Origin of the sequence: Rhizobium sp. Root1220 (genome assembly GCF_001426265.1) — a bacterium.
GTDB lineage: Bacteria > Pseudomonadota > Alphaproteobacteria > Rhizobiales > Rhizobiaceae > Rhizobium.
Genome location: NZ_LMDG01000023.1, coordinates 494,200 through 509,503, shown reverse-complemented (window position 1 = coordinate 509,503; position 15,304 = coordinate 494,200). Strand labels below are relative to the sequence as shown.

The 15,304-nt window shown below is 61.6% G+C and carries 17 protein-coding genes; 12 read left to right on the top strand and 5 right to left on the bottom strand.

All coding sequences use genetic code 11. The features are described 5' to 3' along the window. Nucleotides 1–91: 91 nt before the first annotated feature. Nucleotides 92–1,222, bottom strand: a complete 1,131-nt coding sequence (locus ASC90_RS16810; protein ID WP_082519950.1) for a glycosyltransferase family 39 protein — start codon at nucleotides 1,220–1,222, stop codon at nucleotides 92–94. A 296-nt stretch (nucleotides 1,223–1,518) separates the two neighbouring features. On the opposite strand from ASC90_RS16810, the gene ASC90_RS16805 reads away from it, so the two are divergent. The 3 genes from ASC90_RS16805 (at nucleotide 1,519) to ASC90_RS16795 (ending at nucleotide 4,523) form a co-directional block, all read left to right on the top strand. Then, nucleotides 1,519–3,267, top strand: coding sequence for a cation:proton antiporter (locus ASC90_RS16805; RefSeq protein WP_056542542.1), 1,749 nt, complete (start codon nucleotides 1,519–1,521; stop codon nucleotides 3,265–3,267). A 124-nt stretch (nucleotides 3,268–3,391) separates the two neighbouring features. Then, nucleotides 3,392–3,988, top strand: a complete 597-nt coding sequence (locus ASC90_RS16800) for a YqaA family protein (protein ID WP_056542540.1) — start codon at nucleotides 3,392–3,394, stop codon at nucleotides 3,986–3,988. A 22-nt stretch (nucleotides 3,989–4,010) separates the two neighbouring features. Next, nucleotides 4,011–4,523 carry a disulfide bond formation protein B gene (locus ASC90_RS16795; RefSeq protein WP_056542538.1) on the top strand — a complete coding sequence of 171 codons (513 nt, stop codon included), beginning with the start codon at nucleotides 4,011–4,013 and terminating at the stop codon, nucleotides 4,521–4,523. Nucleotides 4,524–4,546: 23 nt separating this feature from the next. On the opposite strand, the gene ASC90_RS16790 is transcribed toward ASC90_RS16795, so the two are convergent. Further along, complete coding sequence (locus ASC90_RS16790) at nucleotides 4,547–5,104, bottom strand: HNH endonuclease (RefSeq protein WP_056542536.1); 558 nt, start codon at nucleotides 5,102–5,104, stop codon at nucleotides 4,547–4,549. A gap of 112 nt (nucleotides 5,105–5,216) precedes the next feature. Then, on the bottom strand, nucleotides 5,217–5,861 hold the full coding sequence (locus ASC90_RS16785) for a DNA-3-methyladenine glycosylase (RefSeq protein ID WP_056542534.1): 645 nt from the start codon (nucleotides 5,859–5,861) through the stop codon (nucleotides 5,217–5,219). A gap of 40 nt (nucleotides 5,862–5,901) precedes the next feature. Here ASC90_RS16785 and gluQRS point away from each other — a divergent pair, with 40 nt between their 5' ends. Further along, the gene (gene gluQRS / locus ASC90_RS16780; protein ID WP_056542531.1) at nucleotides 5,902–6,783 is read left to right on the top strand and encodes a tRNA glutamyl-Q(34) synthetase GluQRS; all 882 of its coding nucleotides are present in this window, start codon (nucleotides 5,902–5,904) and stop codon (nucleotides 6,781–6,783) included. On the opposite strand, the gene ASC90_RS16775 is transcribed toward gluQRS, so the two are convergent. Next, complete coding sequence (locus tag ASC90_RS16775) at nucleotides 6,748–7,662, bottom strand: YihY/virulence factor BrkB family protein (RefSeq protein ID WP_056542529.1); 915 nt, start codon at nucleotides 7,660–7,662, stop codon at nucleotides 6,748–6,750. The two genes, gluQRS and ASC90_RS16775, sit on opposite strands and share 36 nt — an antisense overlap. A 77-nt stretch (nucleotides 7,663–7,739) precedes the next feature. Here ASC90_RS16775 and ASC90_RS16770 point away from each other — a divergent pair, with 77 nt between their 5' ends. The 7 genes from ASC90_RS16770 (at nucleotide 7,740) to ASC90_RS16740 (ending at nucleotide 13,110) form a co-directional block, all read left to right on the top strand. Further along, nucleotides 7,740–8,573: an SDR family oxidoreductase gene (locus ASC90_RS16770; RefSeq protein WP_056542527.1), complete on the top strand. Its 834-nt coding sequence runs from the start codon at nucleotides 7,740–7,742 to the stop codon at nucleotides 8,571–8,573. A gap of 19 nt (nucleotides 8,574–8,592) precedes the next feature. Continuing rightward, entirely contained in the window at nucleotides 8,593–8,796 is a 204-nt protein-coding gene (locus ASC90_RS16765) for a twin transmembrane helix small protein (RefSeq protein ID WP_056542525.1), read from the top strand. An 18-nt stretch (nucleotides 8,797–8,814) separates the two neighbouring features. Further along, on the top strand, nucleotides 8,815–9,393 hold the full coding sequence (locus ASC90_RS16760) for a cob(I)yrinic acid a,c-diamide adenosyltransferase (protein WP_056542523.1): 579 nt from the start codon (nucleotides 8,815–8,817) through the stop codon (nucleotides 9,391–9,393). A 37-nt stretch (nucleotides 9,394–9,430) separates the two neighbouring features. Further along, entirely contained in the window at nucleotides 9,431–10,207 is a 777-nt protein-coding gene (locus ASC90_RS16755; protein WP_056542521.1) for a rhomboid family intramembrane serine protease, read from the top strand. Between the two features lie 171 nt (nucleotides 10,208–10,378). Beyond that, entirely contained in the window at nucleotides 10,379–11,128 is a 750-nt protein-coding gene (locus ASC90_RS16750) for an electron transfer flavoprotein subunit beta/FixA family protein (protein WP_056542520.1), read from the top strand. A gap of 23 nt (nucleotides 11,129–11,151) precedes the next feature. Next, entirely contained in the window at nucleotides 11,152–12,081 is a 930-nt protein-coding gene (locus ASC90_RS16745) for an electron transfer flavoprotein subunit alpha/FixB family protein (RefSeq protein ID WP_056542519.1), read from the top strand. Nucleotides 12,082–12,228: 147 nt separating this feature from the next. After that, nucleotides 12,229–13,110: a 3-hydroxybutyryl-CoA dehydrogenase gene (locus ASC90_RS16740; protein ID WP_056542518.1), complete on the top strand. Its 882-nt coding sequence runs from the start codon at nucleotides 12,229–12,231 to the stop codon at nucleotides 13,108–13,110. A gap of 29 nt (nucleotides 13,111–13,139) precedes the next feature. Here the strand turns inward: ASC90_RS16740 and ASC90_RS16735 are convergent, their stop codons facing one another. Then, the gene (locus tag ASC90_RS16735) at nucleotides 13,140–13,802 is read right to left on the bottom strand and encodes a TlpA disulfide reductase family protein (RefSeq protein ID WP_056542516.1); all 663 of its coding nucleotides are present in this window, start codon (nucleotides 13,800–13,802) and stop codon (nucleotides 13,140–13,142) included. Nucleotides 13,803–13,844: 42 nt separating this feature from the next. Here ASC90_RS16735 and argH point away from each other — a divergent pair, with 42 nt between their 5' ends. Further along, nucleotides 13,845–15,245, top strand: coding sequence for an argininosuccinate lyase (gene argH / locus ASC90_RS16730; protein ID WP_056542514.1), 1,401 nt, complete (start codon nucleotides 13,845–13,847; stop codon nucleotides 15,243–15,245). Nucleotides 15,246–15,304 lie beyond the last annotated feature (59 nt).

Sequence of the window (15,304 nt, the reverse complement as noted above, 5' to 3'; positions counted from 1 at the left end):
ACCGATAAGCGCGACCCGGTGATAGGTAACGTCACCCGGTACCGCAAGGCGGGCCTTGGTGGCTTTGGTGCACCGTTCGGAGGCAATAGCCTCAGACCACCGCGCCTACGGAGACGATGGCCAGGAAAACGAAGGCGATCACCCCGACCAGACAAGCGAGGCTTTCAACGTTCCGGGGACGCTCGATCCCTGCTGCGTGAACCTTCAGGGCGAGATACAGCGGCAGCGCCAGAAAGAATATCGATATCCACTTGGGACGCACCATGGTTCCGTCGACAGCGACCATAACGACGAGCACGAGCATCAGGCTTATGGCCAGCGTCCGTCCGACCAGTCGTGTCCACTGGTTGCTTGCGGTGAGTATCGCGACGAGATCCGATCGGTAGACCAGCGCAAACAGACCGAGTGTCAATGCCGCGCATTTGAAAATCGACAGAATAAGGGAAAAGGCAGCCTTGACGGCATCGGGAACTGGCCCGGTCGTGGCCGTCTTCATCTTGCTTATCGTGTCGCCGGTGGCGTCGCCGAAATGAGTCACGATCCAATAACAGTGCGGACCGACGATTAACACGCCGACCGCCAAGGCGATGGCCATGCGCCAGTTCAACGCCAAACGACGCAACCCCGGCTCCAACAGCAGCGCTGCCACCATGGCAACCGGGATGATCGCAAAATTGTATTTCGCCAGGAAACCGATACCGGCCGCAGCGCCCACAAGCCCATAGTTCAGCGCGGTCGGTCGCTTGACCAAGAGGAACACGGTATAAAGAAACAGGGAAACCGCAGCGAAGGCGCCCACGCTATGTGTCAGGTCCCTCTGCGAGAGGAGGAACACAGCTGGCAGGCTCAAAATGCCGAGCGCCGCAATCGACATCGCATCGCGAGAATTCGTCGCCGCCCGCGCCGCCATTGCAAGAAAGACGCAGCTAAGCAGAAGCGTTCCGCTCTTCACGAACGCAAGCGTTTCGAGCGACACGCCGAAAAGCTGGCCAAACCCATAGACCAGCCAATTATATAGCGGAGGCTGATCGCCGTAACCGATCTGCAAGGCGTGCGACAGGAAGACCTGCTCGGCCTCGTCGGATACCAGCGGCCCGCCGCGTAGTATCCGGGCAATGAAGCTGGCGGCGAAATATGCCACGACCAGAAACGCCGGCAACAGTTCACGCAGACGTGTGACGCGCCGCGAAGGAGCGTACGAACCACTTGTAATTTCAGTCAATGCTACCCCGCATGCACTTGCTTTGAGTTGCCCTCATCCGACCTGCAACATGCAACGTTCGCTCCGCGCTGTACACTTCAAATGAGATTTGGTGAAACACGCATTTGCGCCGGTTGAAATACGCCGTGAGGTGACCGCGCGGTTACCCGGGCGAAAGGGGTTCCGGCGGGTTCATGGCGGAAGATCCGTACAAGCGGCCTGCGTCAAAGACGTCCGGTACGCCACAAGGTCAAATCAGCGGTTTAAATTCTCCGGCACTTCGGCCAAAGTGGCGCGATTGCTAAAAAGGGACGCGCGTGCATCAGGAAGTATCGCTAATTGCCACGGTAGCCGTGAGTTTCGTTTGCGCGGCCATATTCGGCTATGTTGCCGACCGGCTGCGTCTGCCGCCACTGGTCGGCTATCTGGTCGCCGGCATTGCCATGGGGCCGATGACACCGGGCTTCGTCGCCGACGCGGAGCTCGCCAGTCAGCTGGCTGAGATGGGCGTCATCCTGTTGATGTTCGGCGTTGGCCTGCATTTTTCCACGGCCGATCTGCTCGCCGTGCGCGGCATCGCCGTGCCCGGTGCGCTTGCGCGGATCGCAGTAGTCACCCTGATCGGCATCGGGCTCGCAAACTGGTGGGGCTGGGGGCTGGGCGCCGGGATCGTCCTCGGCCTTAGCCTGTCGGTGGCGAGCACCGTTGTTCTGTTGAAGACGCTGGAGGAGCGGAACCTGCTCAATTCGGCCAGTGGCCGCGTGGCTGTCGGCTGGCTGATCGTCGAGGACCTTGCCATGGTCCTGGCGCTGGTGCTTTTGCCTGCCCTTGCAGAATTGCTCGGCGGCCGCGCCCCCGCCGACCTTGCACTTGGCGCCGGGTTGCCGCTTCCGCTGGCGATTTCGCTGACGCTGCTGAAGGTCGGCGCGTTTGCGGTCATGGCGATTGTCCTCGGACCGAAGGTCGTGCCCTGGCTGCTGACGCTGGTCGCTCGAACGGGCTCACGCGAACTGTTCACGCTGACGGTCCTCGCGATCGCGCTCGGCATCGCATTCGGCTCAGCGGCAATCTTCGGCGTGTCGTTTGCGCTCGGCGCCTTTTTCGCCGGCGTCGTGATGAGCGAATCCAACCTCAGCCATCGGGCTGCTGCCGACTCGCTCCCTCTCCAGAACGCCTTTTCGGTGCTGTTCTTCGTGTCCGTCGGCATGCTGTTCGATCCCACGATCCTGGTGCGCCAACCGATTGCCGTGATCAGTGCGCTGGCGGTGGTCATTGTCGGCAAGGCCCTCATCTCCTTCCTGATTGTCGTGCTGCTTCGCTATCCGATCGGCATGGCGCTGACGGTGTCGGGCGGACTGGCGCAGATCGGCGAATTCTCGTTCATTCTAGCCGGTCTCGGCGTTTCCCTGGGATTGCTGCCGACGGCGGGACAGGACATCATCCTCGGCGCGGCGATCATTTCGATCACCCTCAATCCACTCGTCTGCGCCGGCGCCGAAGTGCTGCACACGCAGGTGCACGCGAGATGGCCGGCGCTCGGCAATCACTTCGGTCGCCGCCGGCACGAAGCACTGGGCCGGGAACTTGAAAAGATCCGGGCGGTCACCGAGGCGCGCGAGCATCAGCATCAGCTCGAGATGCAGGAGCTTATCGAAACCTTTCCACTGTTTGCCAAGGTAGACGAGGATTCGCAGGAGGAATTGCTGCTCCTCTTCCGGCCGAAATCCGCCCTGCCGGGCGAACGCGTAATGCGCAAGGGCGACCGCGGCGACGGCATGTACTTTCTGTCATCCGGTGCGGTCGAAGTGCAGGTGCCGGGAGAGCCTATCCGACTGGATCCGGGTGCCTTCTTCGGCGAAATGGCGCTGCTTAGCGGCGGGCGACGCACCGCAGACGTCGTCGCCGTGGATTTCTGCCAGTTCTTCGTGCTGGAGCGGCGCGATTTCAATATGTTTACCGCAAAGCACCCTGTCTTGCGCCAGGCTGTCAGCGAAATGGCCCGCGAACGAACCGAAATGAACGTCATGCGGCAGAAGCATGGACAGCCATCGCGCGTCGAGCCGTGACAGGGTTTACGGAAATACGATCACGAAGTTTTTTTTAAGCTCGACCCAACGAACGACACAGCAAGCATTTACAGCTTGGGGCGAGCTACTTAAAGCTCTCGCACGTCACGATGAAAGGATCGGAATGCTTCGCAGACTGTACGACTGGACCATGTCACTTGCCGCCCGTAAATCGGCGGAAGTCTGGCTCGCGGTTATCGCCTTCGTCGAAAGCTCCGTCTTTCTGGTTCCCGCCGACGTTCTTTTCCTGCCGATGGCACTCGCAAAGCCGGAACGCGCCTATCGCTATGCGCTCGTGGCCACCATAGCCTCCGTTCTTGGCGGCATTGCCGGGTGGGCGCTCGGCTATTACGCCTATGACACGGTTGCTCGCCCGGTTCTCGAATTCTACGGCAAGCTCGATGCATTCGAGCAAATGCGCATGTACATTCATGACGAGTGGGAAATCCTCCTGCTGCTGCTGGTGACCTCTGGTCTCGCGCATCTGCCGCCGATCAAGATCGTGACGATCCTAGCCGGCGTCATCCACATGAACCTCGGCTTCTTCATCATCTCCGCGATTGTTGCGCGTGGGGCTCGGTTCCTGTTCCTGGCATGGCTGCTGCGTCGTTACGGCGAGCCTATCCGTCATTTCATAGAGAAGCGCCTTGGACAGGTTGCCGGCGTCCTCGCCGCGGTCGCGATCGCTCTCGGCATTGCCTACAAACTGCTTGCACATTGAGCCAACCGCGCTGGAGCCTCCCATGACTGCCTCCTTTTCCCTTGGTCGCCCCACCTTCGTCTATTCGATCCTGCTGGCGGTCGCGATGGCGGCGGTCGTCGGCACTGCGCTCGGCTTCCAGTATCTCGGCGGCTATATTCCCTGCGCGCTTTGCCTACTGCAGCGCCAGCCCTACTACTACGGAATTCCTGTCGCAGTGCTTGGCGCCATCGCGTCCGCGGTCGGCCTGCCGAACTGGATCGGGAGGGCTTTCCTACTTGCCGCCGGCATGCTGATGATCGTCGGCGCCGCCATGGGCGTCTATCACGCAGGCGTCGAGTGGCATTTCTGGGCTGGGCCGGCGACCTGCTCGACGACAGCCAGCAGCATGTCGCAGAACGCCGGCGACCTTCTGACCGAGCTCAATACCATCAAGGGGCCATCCTGCACCGACGCCGCACTGCGCGTGCTCGGCCTGTCGTTCGCCGGCTGGAACGTGATCGCAAGCCTCATCCTTGCAGCCTTCGCTTTCATCGGCGTGCGCAAATCGGCTTGATCACGGCTTTGATCGGGAATTGATCACGGCTGCAGTTCGCTATCCCAGTAGAGATAGTCGAGCCAGCTATCATGCAGGTAGTTCGGCGGGAAGAGCCGGCCGTTGTTGTGCAGGTCCTGCACGGTCGGCTGATACGGCTTCTGATGCGGGAACATGCCTGCCTGCTTCGGCAGCTTGCTGCCCTTCCTGAGATTGCAGGGTGAGCAGGCCGCCACGACATTCTGCCAGGTCGTCTCGCCACCATGCGCGCGCGGCACGACATGGTCGAAAGTCAGATCATCGTGCTGACCGCAATACTGACACTCGAACTTGTCTCGCAGGAACACGTTGAAACGCGTGAAGGCCGGATTGCGCGAAGGCTGGACGTAAGTCTTTAGGCACACGACGCTCGGAAGCCGCATCGAGAAGCTCGGCGAAGAGACCGAGTGCTCGTATTCTGCAATGATGTTCACACGGTCAAGGAAAACCGCCTTGATCGCGTCCTGCCAGGACCAAAGCGACAAGGGGTAATAACTCAGCGGCCTGTAGTCAGCGTTCAGGACGAGCGCCGGCAGGGCCTGGGGGGAAACTGCAATCGTCAAGGGCTTCTCCTGATCGATTCGGCATCTGCATTCTTATATTAGGCCGGTTGTGACGGCATTGTGAAGTCCAATAAATTCAAACGGGAATCCTCTATTCCCGAACTATTGCCGATCAGTCGACCGGCAGCACGCCACGGCCAAGCTTGACTGCGTAGTAGGCCCAGAAAAGCCGGGCTGCGACGGATCTCCAGGGTGACCACTCGGTCGCCATGGATGCCAGCTCCCGTGCCGGGGGCCGCGTGCCGAGACCGAATGCCGCAGCCACGGCATTCTGCAGGGCGACATCCCCGGACGGAAATATATCGGCATGACCGCCGCAGAATATGAGGTAGACCTCAGCCGTCCAGGGGCCGACACCCTTGACGGCCGTTAGCTCCGCCAACGCCTCGCGCGGTGGCCTGGCCGAGAGCGCAAGCAGATCGAGCTGGCCCGCGGCAACAGCCCCGGCAACGCGCGAAAGCGTTTCGGCCTTGGCGCGTGACAAGCCGAACTCGCGCCATGCTTCGGAATGCAGCAGCACGTAGTTGTCGGCACGTAGCACGCCGTGCTCCGGCTGCATCCGGCGCCAGATCGCCTCGGCGCTGGCGCGCGATACCATCTGCGAAACGATGATGTGTGCGAGCCCCTCGAACCCCGGCTCCCGCAGACGCAAGGGGATCTTTCCGGCCTCCCCCGCAACTGGCCCAAGGCGGGGATCAAGGCGGAGCAAGTGCTCCAGCCCTTCCCTGACATCATCGTCACTGCGAATGATCTGCACGCTTCCTCGCGATCGTCGTCAATCCGTGGCAGAAGAAAGCATGATCGCGATTCCCCGTCAAAAGCCAGTCTTCCGCTTTGCGCCAAGCCCCAACGGACCGCTGCATCTCGGCCATGCCCTGTCGGCGTTTCTCAACCGCGATATGGCGGCATCGAATCACGGCCGCTTCCTCTTGCGGATGGAAGACATCGATCTAACGCGCTGTACACCCGAATTCGAAGCGGACATCTACGCCGATCTGGAGTGGCTTGATATAGACTGGGAGTTGCCGGTGCGACGTCAATCGGAGCATTTCAGCGAATATCAGACGGCGTTGAATGGTCTGATCGAGCGCGGCCTTGCCTATCCGTCCTTCTTGACCCGTGGTGAAATCAGGGCACGTGTTGCGGCTGCCGATACGACCGCGCTGGCTTGGCCTCGCGACCCCGACGGTTCACCGCTTTATCCTCCCGATGATCGGGAGCGCACTGAGGACAGCCGGCAGGCGCTGCTGGCATCGGGATTGAAGCATGCATGGCGGCTCGACATGGCTAGGGCGTTGGCGCTGGTGGATGAGCCGATGTCGTGGACGGAGACGGGCGACGGAGAAACCGGCCGTGTGATTGCTAACGCTTCGGGATGGGGCGACGTCGTTCTGTCGAGGTCCGACGCCCCATCGAGCTACCATCTCTGCGTGGTCGTCGACGATGCTGTGCAGGGCATCACCCATGTCGTGCGCGGACTCGATCTATTCCATGCCACGTCGGTGCATCGGTTGCTGCAGACCTTGCTCGGCCTCCCTGCGCCGATCTACCACCACCATCGCCTGATCATCGACGAGGAAGGGCTGAAGCTGTCCAAGAGCCGGGGCGATACAGGCCTTGCGGAACTGCGCGAAAGCGGCGCTTCACCGACCGATATTCGCCGTCTTGTCGGGCTTTGAGCCTTTCGGCTGACCGCTCAGGAAATTGTGAGCGAAGATTGCGCGCACCCGGAATTTCAGCAGCGCCGCGTTGATCTCGGCGCCAACGATGAAGATCACGCCGATCATGTAGAGAAAGATCAGCACGATCATCACCGACGCCAGGCCGGCATAGGTCGCCGTATAGTTGGCGAAAGCCGAGAGATAGTAAGCGAATATAAGTGCACCGGCCAGCCACAGCAACAGCGTCACCAGGACGCCGGGCACCACGTCGAACACCCGTCGGCGCCCCGCCGGCAGCCACAGGTGGACCACGAACAAAGCGACCGTCAAAACGAACAGCGTCCCGTAGACACGCCAGCTGAAGACGACTTCAAGCGTTTCGGCAAGAAGCGGCGACCACAGGCGCGCATAGTCCAGCGCCAGCGGTATTGCCGCCACCAGCACGATGCTGATGGCGGCAAAGATGATGACGGCGATCAGGACGTAGCCAAGGCTGGCAAGGCGGGTGAAATACCAGGGCCGCGTCTCCTGGACGCGGTAGGCGCGGTTGAGCGAAATACGCAATGCCTCGACCCCGTTGGAGGCGAAGTAGGCCGCGGCCAGCACGGAGACCGTCAACAGGCCGCCCCGGGGAATGGTCAGCACCTGCAGCACCTCGTCGGCAAGCGGCTTGGCGATGACATCGGGCCAGGTGTCGAAGATCAGGTGAATTGCCGTGGAGGAAAACTGGTCGGCGCCGAGGAAGGTGGCCAGCGTTGTGCCGAAGATCAGGAACGGAAATACTGCTAGCAGCGTCGACAATGCGATGTGGCTCGCCATGGCAAAACCGTCATCTTCAATAAGGTGGCATATGGCGTCATAGACCACCTCATAAAAGATTCGTACTATCCTCGGCATTCCATCTCCCGGCATTCCTCATTGTGTCGCCCGTTCGAATATGGGAAACGACTCCCGTTTTGTACAGGAATCATTCCATGTCGGATCAGCGCACAATCATCGTGACTGGATGCTCGTCCGGCATTGGTGCCTTTTGTGCAAGGGCGCTGAAAGCGGACGGCTGGAAGGTTTTCGCGACCGTTCGGAAATACGAGGATCTCGCCCCGCTTGAGGCTGATGGTATCGCAGCCCTCCGGATGGATTACACGCGAACGGACACCATAACGGATCTGGTGCGAGACGTGACGGCATCGACAGGCGGCCGCATCGATGCCCTGTTCAACAATGGCGCCTACGGCCAGCCCGGAGCCGTCGAAGACCTTGCGACGGATGTGTTGCGCGCGCAGTTCGAAACGAATGTCTTCGGCTGGCACGAGCTGACGCGGCAAGTCATCCCCTTGATGCGCAGCCGCGGCCAAGGCCGCATCGTTCAATGCTCATCGATCCTCGGCGTCGTGCCCTACCGGTACCGCGGTGCCTACACAGCCTCGAAATTCGCGCTTGAGGGCCTCAGCATCAGCCTTCGCATGGAGCTGCAGGACAGCGGCATCCATGTGAGCCTGATCGAACCTGGCCCCATCACCTCCCGCTTCACGGCAAATGCCCTGGCGAAGATCAACGAGCACATCGACATCAAGAACTCGGTGCATGCGGCAGATTACCGCCGCCAGCTCGCCCGCCTTGACGGATCGGGTGAACCCAATCGACATAAGCTTGGACCGGAAGCGGTTTATGCGGTGCTGAAGCACGCATTGAACTCGACCAGCCCAAAACCACATTATCCCGTAACCACACCGGCGAAGCAGGGCATGGTGCTGAAGAGGCTGCTTCCTGCGGATCTTTTCTATCGCCTGATGCGCTGGGTGGACTGACAAGAAGGCTACAAGCAGCATGTCGACCGTCACCTATGTTCTTGCGATCATCGTCATGGGCATCGTCGCCCTGGTTCTGATCCGTGGCCTCTTCAACATGGCGAAGGGCGGCGATCCGAACCTTTCCAACAAGCTCATGCAGCTGCGCGTGCTCTTGCAGGCGATTGCGGTGATCCTGATCATGCTGACGCTCTGGCTGACCGGCGGTGGCCGCCCTAGCTAACACAAAAAAGGGGGAAGCATGGTCAAGCTCAACAAGATCTACACGAAGACCGGCGACGACGGGACGACAGGCCTTGTGTCGGGCCCTCGCCGCGTGAAGGACGATCTGCGCGTTGAAGCCTTCGGCACCATCGACGAGGCGAACTCGGCGATCGGAATTGCAAGGCTGCACATGCAGGGCATGCCGGAACTCGATGGCATGCTGATGCGGATTCAGAACGACCTCTTCGACCTCGGCGCCGACCTCGCGACGCCCGACACCGGCAAACCGCCCGAATACGAGCCGTTGCGGATCGTCGACACACAGGTGACGCGCATCGAGCACGACATCGACACGCTGAACGGCGACCTTCAACCGTTGACGTCCTTCGTCTTGCCCGGGGGGCACACCGCCGCCGCCCATTTGCATCTGGCCCGCACGATCGCCCGACGCGCCGAGCGGCTGATGGTGTCGCTTGCGCGCACCAAAGGCGAGGTCGTGAGCCAGGCCGCATTGAAATACGTCAACCGTCTCTCCGACTTCCTGTTTGTCGCCGCGCGCCACGCCAACGATCGCGGCCATGCCGATGTGCTTTGGGTTCCCGGCAAGAACAGGTAGGCCGTCCACTCGACACGAACGCCCGGGGGCAGGCTTCATGTTCATACCGCTGCACGACGCCAACACGCTGAAGCACATCAAGGTCCAATGGGTGACCGTGGCGCTCATCGCGCTGAACATTGCTGTCTGGCTTTTTACCGGGATTGCCGCGACCCAGCCGGTCGCGCAGGCAACCATCGTCGGTCTCGGCTATATTCCCGCCGTCGCCTTTCACTATGCGACGCTTGAGCCGGCACTCGCCTTCGTTCCCGAACCGCTCACATACCTCACCTATGCCTTTGTCCATTCGGGCTTCTGGCACCTGGCCTCCAACATGATCTTCCTCTGGGTGTTCGGCGACAATGTCGAGGATGCACTGGGCCATGTTCGCTTCCTAGCCTTCTACCTGCTGTGCGCCGCTGCCGGCGCGCTTTGCCATGGACTTGTGGGCACGACATCGGAGGCACCGCTCATCGGAGCCTCAGGCGCGATTTCGGGCGTGGTGGCCGCCTACGTCATGCTTCATCCACGCGTGAAGGTCTGGGTTCTGGTCCTCATGCGCATCCCCCTGCCCCTGCCGGCCTTCGTGCCGTTGTTGCTGTGGATCGGCCAGCAGTTCGTGATGCTCGTGCTCGATCCCGACGGCGGGGTTTCCTGGGGCGCCCATGTCGGCGGCATCGTGGCCGGCGGCCTACTCGTGCTTGCCATGCGCCGTCCGGGCGTTCCGCTTTTCGATCGCGAAATCGTGACGCCCCGGGCCGTCAGTGACCGACCGGCCGCCAATTCGGAAACGGCTGCTCTTCTCAGCCGGCGACTGCCGTGGCGCCGACAATAGCACGCATATTGACGTGAACGTAAACGTTATATATTTGCAGGGGCAATTTGCCTGTCTGCGCCATGGAAGCGTTGTGTTTGGAGGAAAAACGCGTATCCATGTCGCCATTCGACAATCGGAGCGGCGCCGAAGCGCGCATTTTCTTGGCGAAAGAGTTGAAGGAAGGACCCCATGAAAATCCTAGTCCCCGTGAAGCGGGTTGTTGACTACAACGTGAAGATCCGCGTGAAGCCGGATGGCACAGGCGTCGAGCTCGCGAACGTGAAGATGTCGATGAATCCTTTCGACGAGATTTCCGTCGAGGAAGCGCTGCGGCTGAGGGAAGCCGGCAAGGCCGAGGAAGTCGTCGTCGTATCGATCGGCCCCGCCAAGGCCGAGGAAACCCTGCGCACGGCGCTCGCCATGGGTGCCGACCGCGCGATCCTCGTCGAGACCGACGATCAGGTCGAGCCGCTCGCCGTTGCCAAGATCCTCAAGGGTGTCGTCGATGCCGAACAGCCGGGGCTCGTCATCGTCGGCAAGCAGGCGATCGACGACGATTCGAACCAGACAGGCCAGATGCTGGCAGCCCTCCTCGGCACCGCACAGGCGACCTTTGCCTCGAAGATCGAAATCGGCGACGGCAAGGCCCAGGTGACGCGTGAAGTCGATGGCGGCCTGCAGACGATCGAGATCAAGCTTCCCGCGGTGGTCACCACCGACCTGCGGCTCAACGAGCCGCGCTATGCCTCGCTGCCGAACATCATGAAGGCGAAGAAGAAGCCGCTCGACAAGAAGGCGCCCGCCGACTTCGGCGTCTCCACCGAGCCGCGCCTCAAGGTGCTGAAGACCGAGGAGCCGTCCGGCCGCAAGGCTGGCGTCAAGGTCAAGTCGGTCGCCGAGCTTGTCGAAAAGCTCAAGACCGAAGCCGGCGTGCTTTAAGTTAGGACAAGGGAGATATCATCATGGCCATTCTTCTTCTGGCTGACCACGACAGCAGCCACCTGTCCGACCAGACCGCCAAGACTCTGACGGCTGCCGCCAGGATCGGCGGCGACGTGCATGTTCTCGTCGCCGGTGCCGGCGCCAAGGCTGCTGCCGAGCAGGCTGCGAAGCTGTCCGGCGTCTCCAAGGTGCTGGTCGTCGAGGACGCGAGCCTTGCCAACAATCTCGCCGAGCCGCTGGCGGCCCTGATCGTTTCGCTCGCCGGCTCCTACGACACCATCATCTCGGCTGCGACATCGGTCGGCAAGAACGTCCTGCCGCGCGTGGCAGCCTTGCTCGATGTTGCACAGGTGTCGGAAATCATCGAGGTCGTTGCATCGGACACCTTCAAGCGCCCGATCTATGCCGGCAACGCCATCCAGACCGTGCAGTCGACCGACGCCAAGAAGGTCATCACCGTGCGGACGGCTTCGTTTGCCGCAGCAACGGACGGCGGTTCCGCATCGGTCGAGACGATCGCCGCCGTGCCCGATCCGGGCCTGTCGTCCTTTGTCCGGGACGCCCTGTCGACCTCCGACCGTCCGGAGCTGACCTCGGCGAAGATCATCATCTCCGGCGGCCGTGCGCTCGGCTCCGCGGAGAAGTTCAAGGAAGTCATTCTGCCCGTCGCAGACAAGCTCGGTGCCGCCGTCGGCGCATCCCGCGCTGCCGTCGATGCCGGCTATGCGCCGAACGACTGGCAGGTCGGCCAGACCGGCAAGGTCGTCGCCCCGCAGCTCTACATTGCCTGCGGCATATCCGGCGCCATCCAGCACCTCGCCGGCATGAAGGATTCCAAGGTGATCGTCGCCATCAACAAGGACGAGGAAGCCCCGATCTTCCAGGTCGCCGACTACGGTCTCGTCGCCGATCTCTTCGAGGCCCTGCCGGAATTGCAGAAGGCTTTGTGATCGCGAAGCACCTTGTTTTTCGCACTTGCGAATGACTGGAAAATTATCCTTTTAAGGTCTACTACTGCTGCCGGGCGATGTTTTGCCCGGCAGTTTTGTTAGAATAATGCGGCAGCGCGGGGGCGACTGGCGGTCGGGGATTTGGAGATGAATGCGGTGTTGAAGACGATTGGTATTATCGGCGCGGGCCAGATGGGCTGCGGCATCGCGCAGGTTTCCGCGGACGCCGGCTACAAGGTACACATCTACGATCTCTCCCAGGAGCGCATCGAGCACGGCCTCGCCACGATCAACGGCAATCTTGCGCGCCATGTCACCAGCGGCAAGATGACCGACGAAGAACGTTCGGCGACGCTGGCGCTGATCTCCGGCTCGTCCGACGTCAACGACCTTGCGGCCTCCGATCTGGTCATCGAGGCGGCAACCGAAGACGAGAGCGTCAAGCGCAGGATCTACACGCAGGTCTGTCCGGTCCTGAAGCCGGATGCCATCCTCGCGACCAATACATCCTCGCTCTCCATCACCCGGCTGGCATCGGCAACGGACCGCCCAGAGCGGTTCATGGGCATCCATTTCATGAATCCCGTGCCGGTGATGAAGCTGGTCGAGCTGGTGCGCGGCATCGCGACGGAAGAAGGCACGTTCAGCACCGCCAGGGAGTTCGTCGCCTCGCTGGACAAGACGGTCACCGTCGCCGAGGATTTCCCGGCCTTCATCGTCAACCGCATCCTGCTGCCGATGATCAACGAAGCGATCTACACGCTCTATGAAGGCGTCGGGACCGTCGATGCGATCGACACTGCCATGAAGCTTGGCGCCAACCACCCGATGGGCCCGCTGCAGCTCGCCGATTTCATCGGCCTCGACACCTGCCTTTCGATCATGCAGGTGCTGCACGACGGCTTGGCCGATTCCAAATACCGCCCCTGCCCGCTGCTGGTGAAATACGTCGAAGCCGGCTGGCTCGGCCGCAAGTCCGGCCGCGGCTTCTACGACTATCGCGGCGAAGTGCCGATTCCAACTCGCTAAGCCTCCTCCGCGGGAGAAGGTGGCACCGCTCACACGCCGATCGCGCCCTTGATCAGCGCCTTCGCCTCGTCGCTATCCCAAGCAGCAGGCCCGTTCATCGCCGAAATCAGGCAGCCCTTGCCGTCGATCAGAAGCGTGACCGGCAACCCGAATGCCAGCCCTTCCTTCTTCAGGTCGTTGAAGACGTCGATGGTGTTGTCGCGATAGAGCTGCAGCGCATCGACCCCGGTTTCGGCAAGGAACGCCTTCGGCTTTTCGTCGTCGCCGGTGTCGATATTGACCGCCACGACCTGGAACTTGTCGCTGCCCATCTCGCGTTCGAGCGCATTCAACGCCGGCATCTCCTCGCGGCAGGGCACGCACCACGTTGCCCAGAGATTGAACAGCACGGTCTTGCCGGCAAATTTGTCGAGCGTCATCGGTTTGCCGTCGGCACCCTTGAAGGAGACAGCCGTCAGCCGACGCGGCTGGTCGGCAGCAACCATCGCCGCCACCTGCCCTGTCAGCAACGGCGTAATCCTGGCCGCCGTGTCCCTGGTTGCCGCGCACTCGGCGGATGCCGTTTGAGCGCCGCCATTGCCATACCCGGCTTCACTGATGTAAACCGCTGCCGCACCGGCAATGATGCCTGCGACGACCGCGATCCCAACCAGTTTCAGGGATGGCAGGCGCAAGGGCGTTCTTGTTGTCATTTCATTCTCCAGGACACGCGTTCTTCAAGGCAGGCATCTTTCATGGCCGACAGCACGGACACCAAATCCTCCAACCAGATGTGGGGCGGACGTTTCGCGTCCGGTCCCGATGCGATCATGGAGGAGATAAATGCCTCGATCGGTTTCGACAAGAAGCTGTTTGCCCAGGACATCCGGGGATCGATCGCCCACGCCACCATGCTTGCCCACCAGGGCATCATTTCGGCCGAGGATAAAGACAAGATCGTTCAAGGGCTAAACACGATCTTGTCAGAGATCGAGAGCGGCAATTTCGAATTCTCCCGCAAGCTCGAAGACATCCACATGAATGTCGAAGCGCGCCTGGCGACACTGATCGGCACGGCCGCCGGCCGCCTGCACACCGCCCGCTCGCGCAACGACCAGGTGGCGCTCGATTTCCGCCTCTGGGTCAAGGAAGAGCTTGAGAAGACCGAGCAGCTGCTGACCAGCCTGATCGCAGCCTTCCTCGACCGCGCCGAAGAGCATGCCGACACCGTCATGCCCGGCTTCACCCATCTGCAGACCGCCCAGCCCGTCACCTTCGGACACCACTGCATGGCCTATGTCGAAATGTTCGGCCGCGACCGCTCGCGCGTTCGCCACGCCATCGAGCATCTGGACGAGAGCCCGATCGGTGCTGCCGCCCTCGCCGGCACCGGCTATCCGATCGACCGCCACATGACGGCGAAGGCACTCGGCTTCCGCGAACCGACCCGCAATTCGATCGACACTGTTTCAGACCGTGACTTCGCCATCGAGTTCCTGGCGCTGGCCGCCATCTGCGCCATGCACCTGTCGCGTCTCGCCGAAGAGATCGTCATCTGGTCGACGCCGCAGTTCGGCTTCGTGCGCCTGTCGGATGCGTTCTCCACCGGCTCCTCGATCATGCCGCAGAAGAAGAACCCGGATGCCGCCGAGCTGGTGCGCGCCAAGACCGGCCGTATCAACGGCTCGCTCATCGCGCTGCTGACGATCATGAAGGGGCTGCCGCTCGCCTATTCCAAGGACATGCAGGAAGACAAGGAACAGGTCTTCGACGCCGCCGAGAGCCTGGAACTGGCAATCGCTGCGATGACCGGCATGGTTCGCGACCTGACGATCAATACCGCCCACATGAAGGCCGCAGCCGGCACCGGCTATTCCACCGCCACCGATCTCGCCGACTGGCTGGTGCGCGAAGCAGGCCTCCCTTTCCGCGACGCCCACCATGTCACCGGGCGCGCCGTGGCGCTTGCAGAAAGCAAGGGATGCGACCTGGCCGAGCTGCCGCTTGCCGATCTGCAGGCGATCAATTCCGCGATTACGGACAAGGTCTACGACGTGCTGACCGTCGAGGCATCGGTCGCCAGCCGCAAGAGTTTCGGCGGCACGGCACCCTCGGAAGTGCGCAAGCAGATCGCCTACTGGCGCGCCCGAAACTGACCCGAACAATCGGGGTGCACAAGGTGGATAAACTTCGCTATGAAGGTGTCCATCGGTGC

What these genes read in the sequence shown, in the direction of transcription:
- ASC90_RS16770 (WP_056542527.1), top strand. Translation starts at nt 7,740, where the DNA reads ATGTCGGATCAGCGCACAATCATCGTGACTGGATGCTCGTCCGGCATT.
- ASC90_RS16800 (WP_056542540.1), top strand. Translation starts at nt 3,392, where the DNA reads ATGCTTCGCAGACTGTACGACTGGACCATGTCACTTGCCGCCCGTAAA.
- ASC90_RS16750 (WP_056542520.1), top strand. Translation starts at nt 10,379, where the DNA reads ATGAAAATCCTAGTCCCCGTGAAGCGGGTTGTTGACTACAACGTGAAG.
- ASC90_RS16765 (WP_056542525.1), top strand. Translation starts at nt 8,593, where the DNA reads ATGTCGACCGTCACCTATGTTCTTGCGATCATCGTCATGGGCATCGTC.
- argH (WP_056542514.1), top strand. Translation starts at nt 13,845, where the DNA reads ATGGCCGACAGCACGGACACCAAATCCTCCAACCAGATGTGGGGCGGA.
- ASC90_RS16775 (WP_056542529.1), bottom strand. Translation starts at nt 7,662, where the DNA reads ATGCCGAGGATAGTACGAATCTTTTATGAGGTGGTCTATGACGCCATA.
- ASC90_RS16795 (WP_056542538.1), top strand. Translation starts at nt 4,011, where the DNA reads ATGACTGCCTCCTTTTCCCTTGGTCGCCCCACCTTCGTCTATTCGATC.
- ASC90_RS16735 (WP_056542516.1), bottom strand. Translation starts at nt 13,802, where the DNA reads ATGACAACAAGAACGCCCTTGCGCCTGCCATCCCTGAAACTGGTTGGG.
- ASC90_RS16755 (WP_056542521.1), top strand. Translation starts at nt 9,431, where the DNA reads ATGTTCATACCGCTGCACGACGCCAACACGCTGAAGCACATCAAGGTC.
- ASC90_RS16740 (WP_056542518.1), top strand. Translation starts at nt 12,229, where the DNA reads ATGAATGCGGTGTTGAAGACGATTGGTATTATCGGCGCGGGCCAGATG.
- ASC90_RS16760 (WP_056542523.1), top strand. Translation starts at nt 8,815, where the DNA reads ATGGTCAAGCTCAACAAGATCTACACGAAGACCGGCGACGACGGGACG.
- gluQRS (WP_056542531.1), top strand. Translation starts at nt 5,902, where the DNA reads ATGATCGCGATTCCCCGTCAAAAGCCAGTCTTCCGCTTTGCGCCAAGC.
- ASC90_RS16745 (WP_056542519.1), top strand. Translation starts at nt 11,152, where the DNA reads ATGGCCATTCTTCTTCTGGCTGACCACGACAGCAGCCACCTGTCCGAC.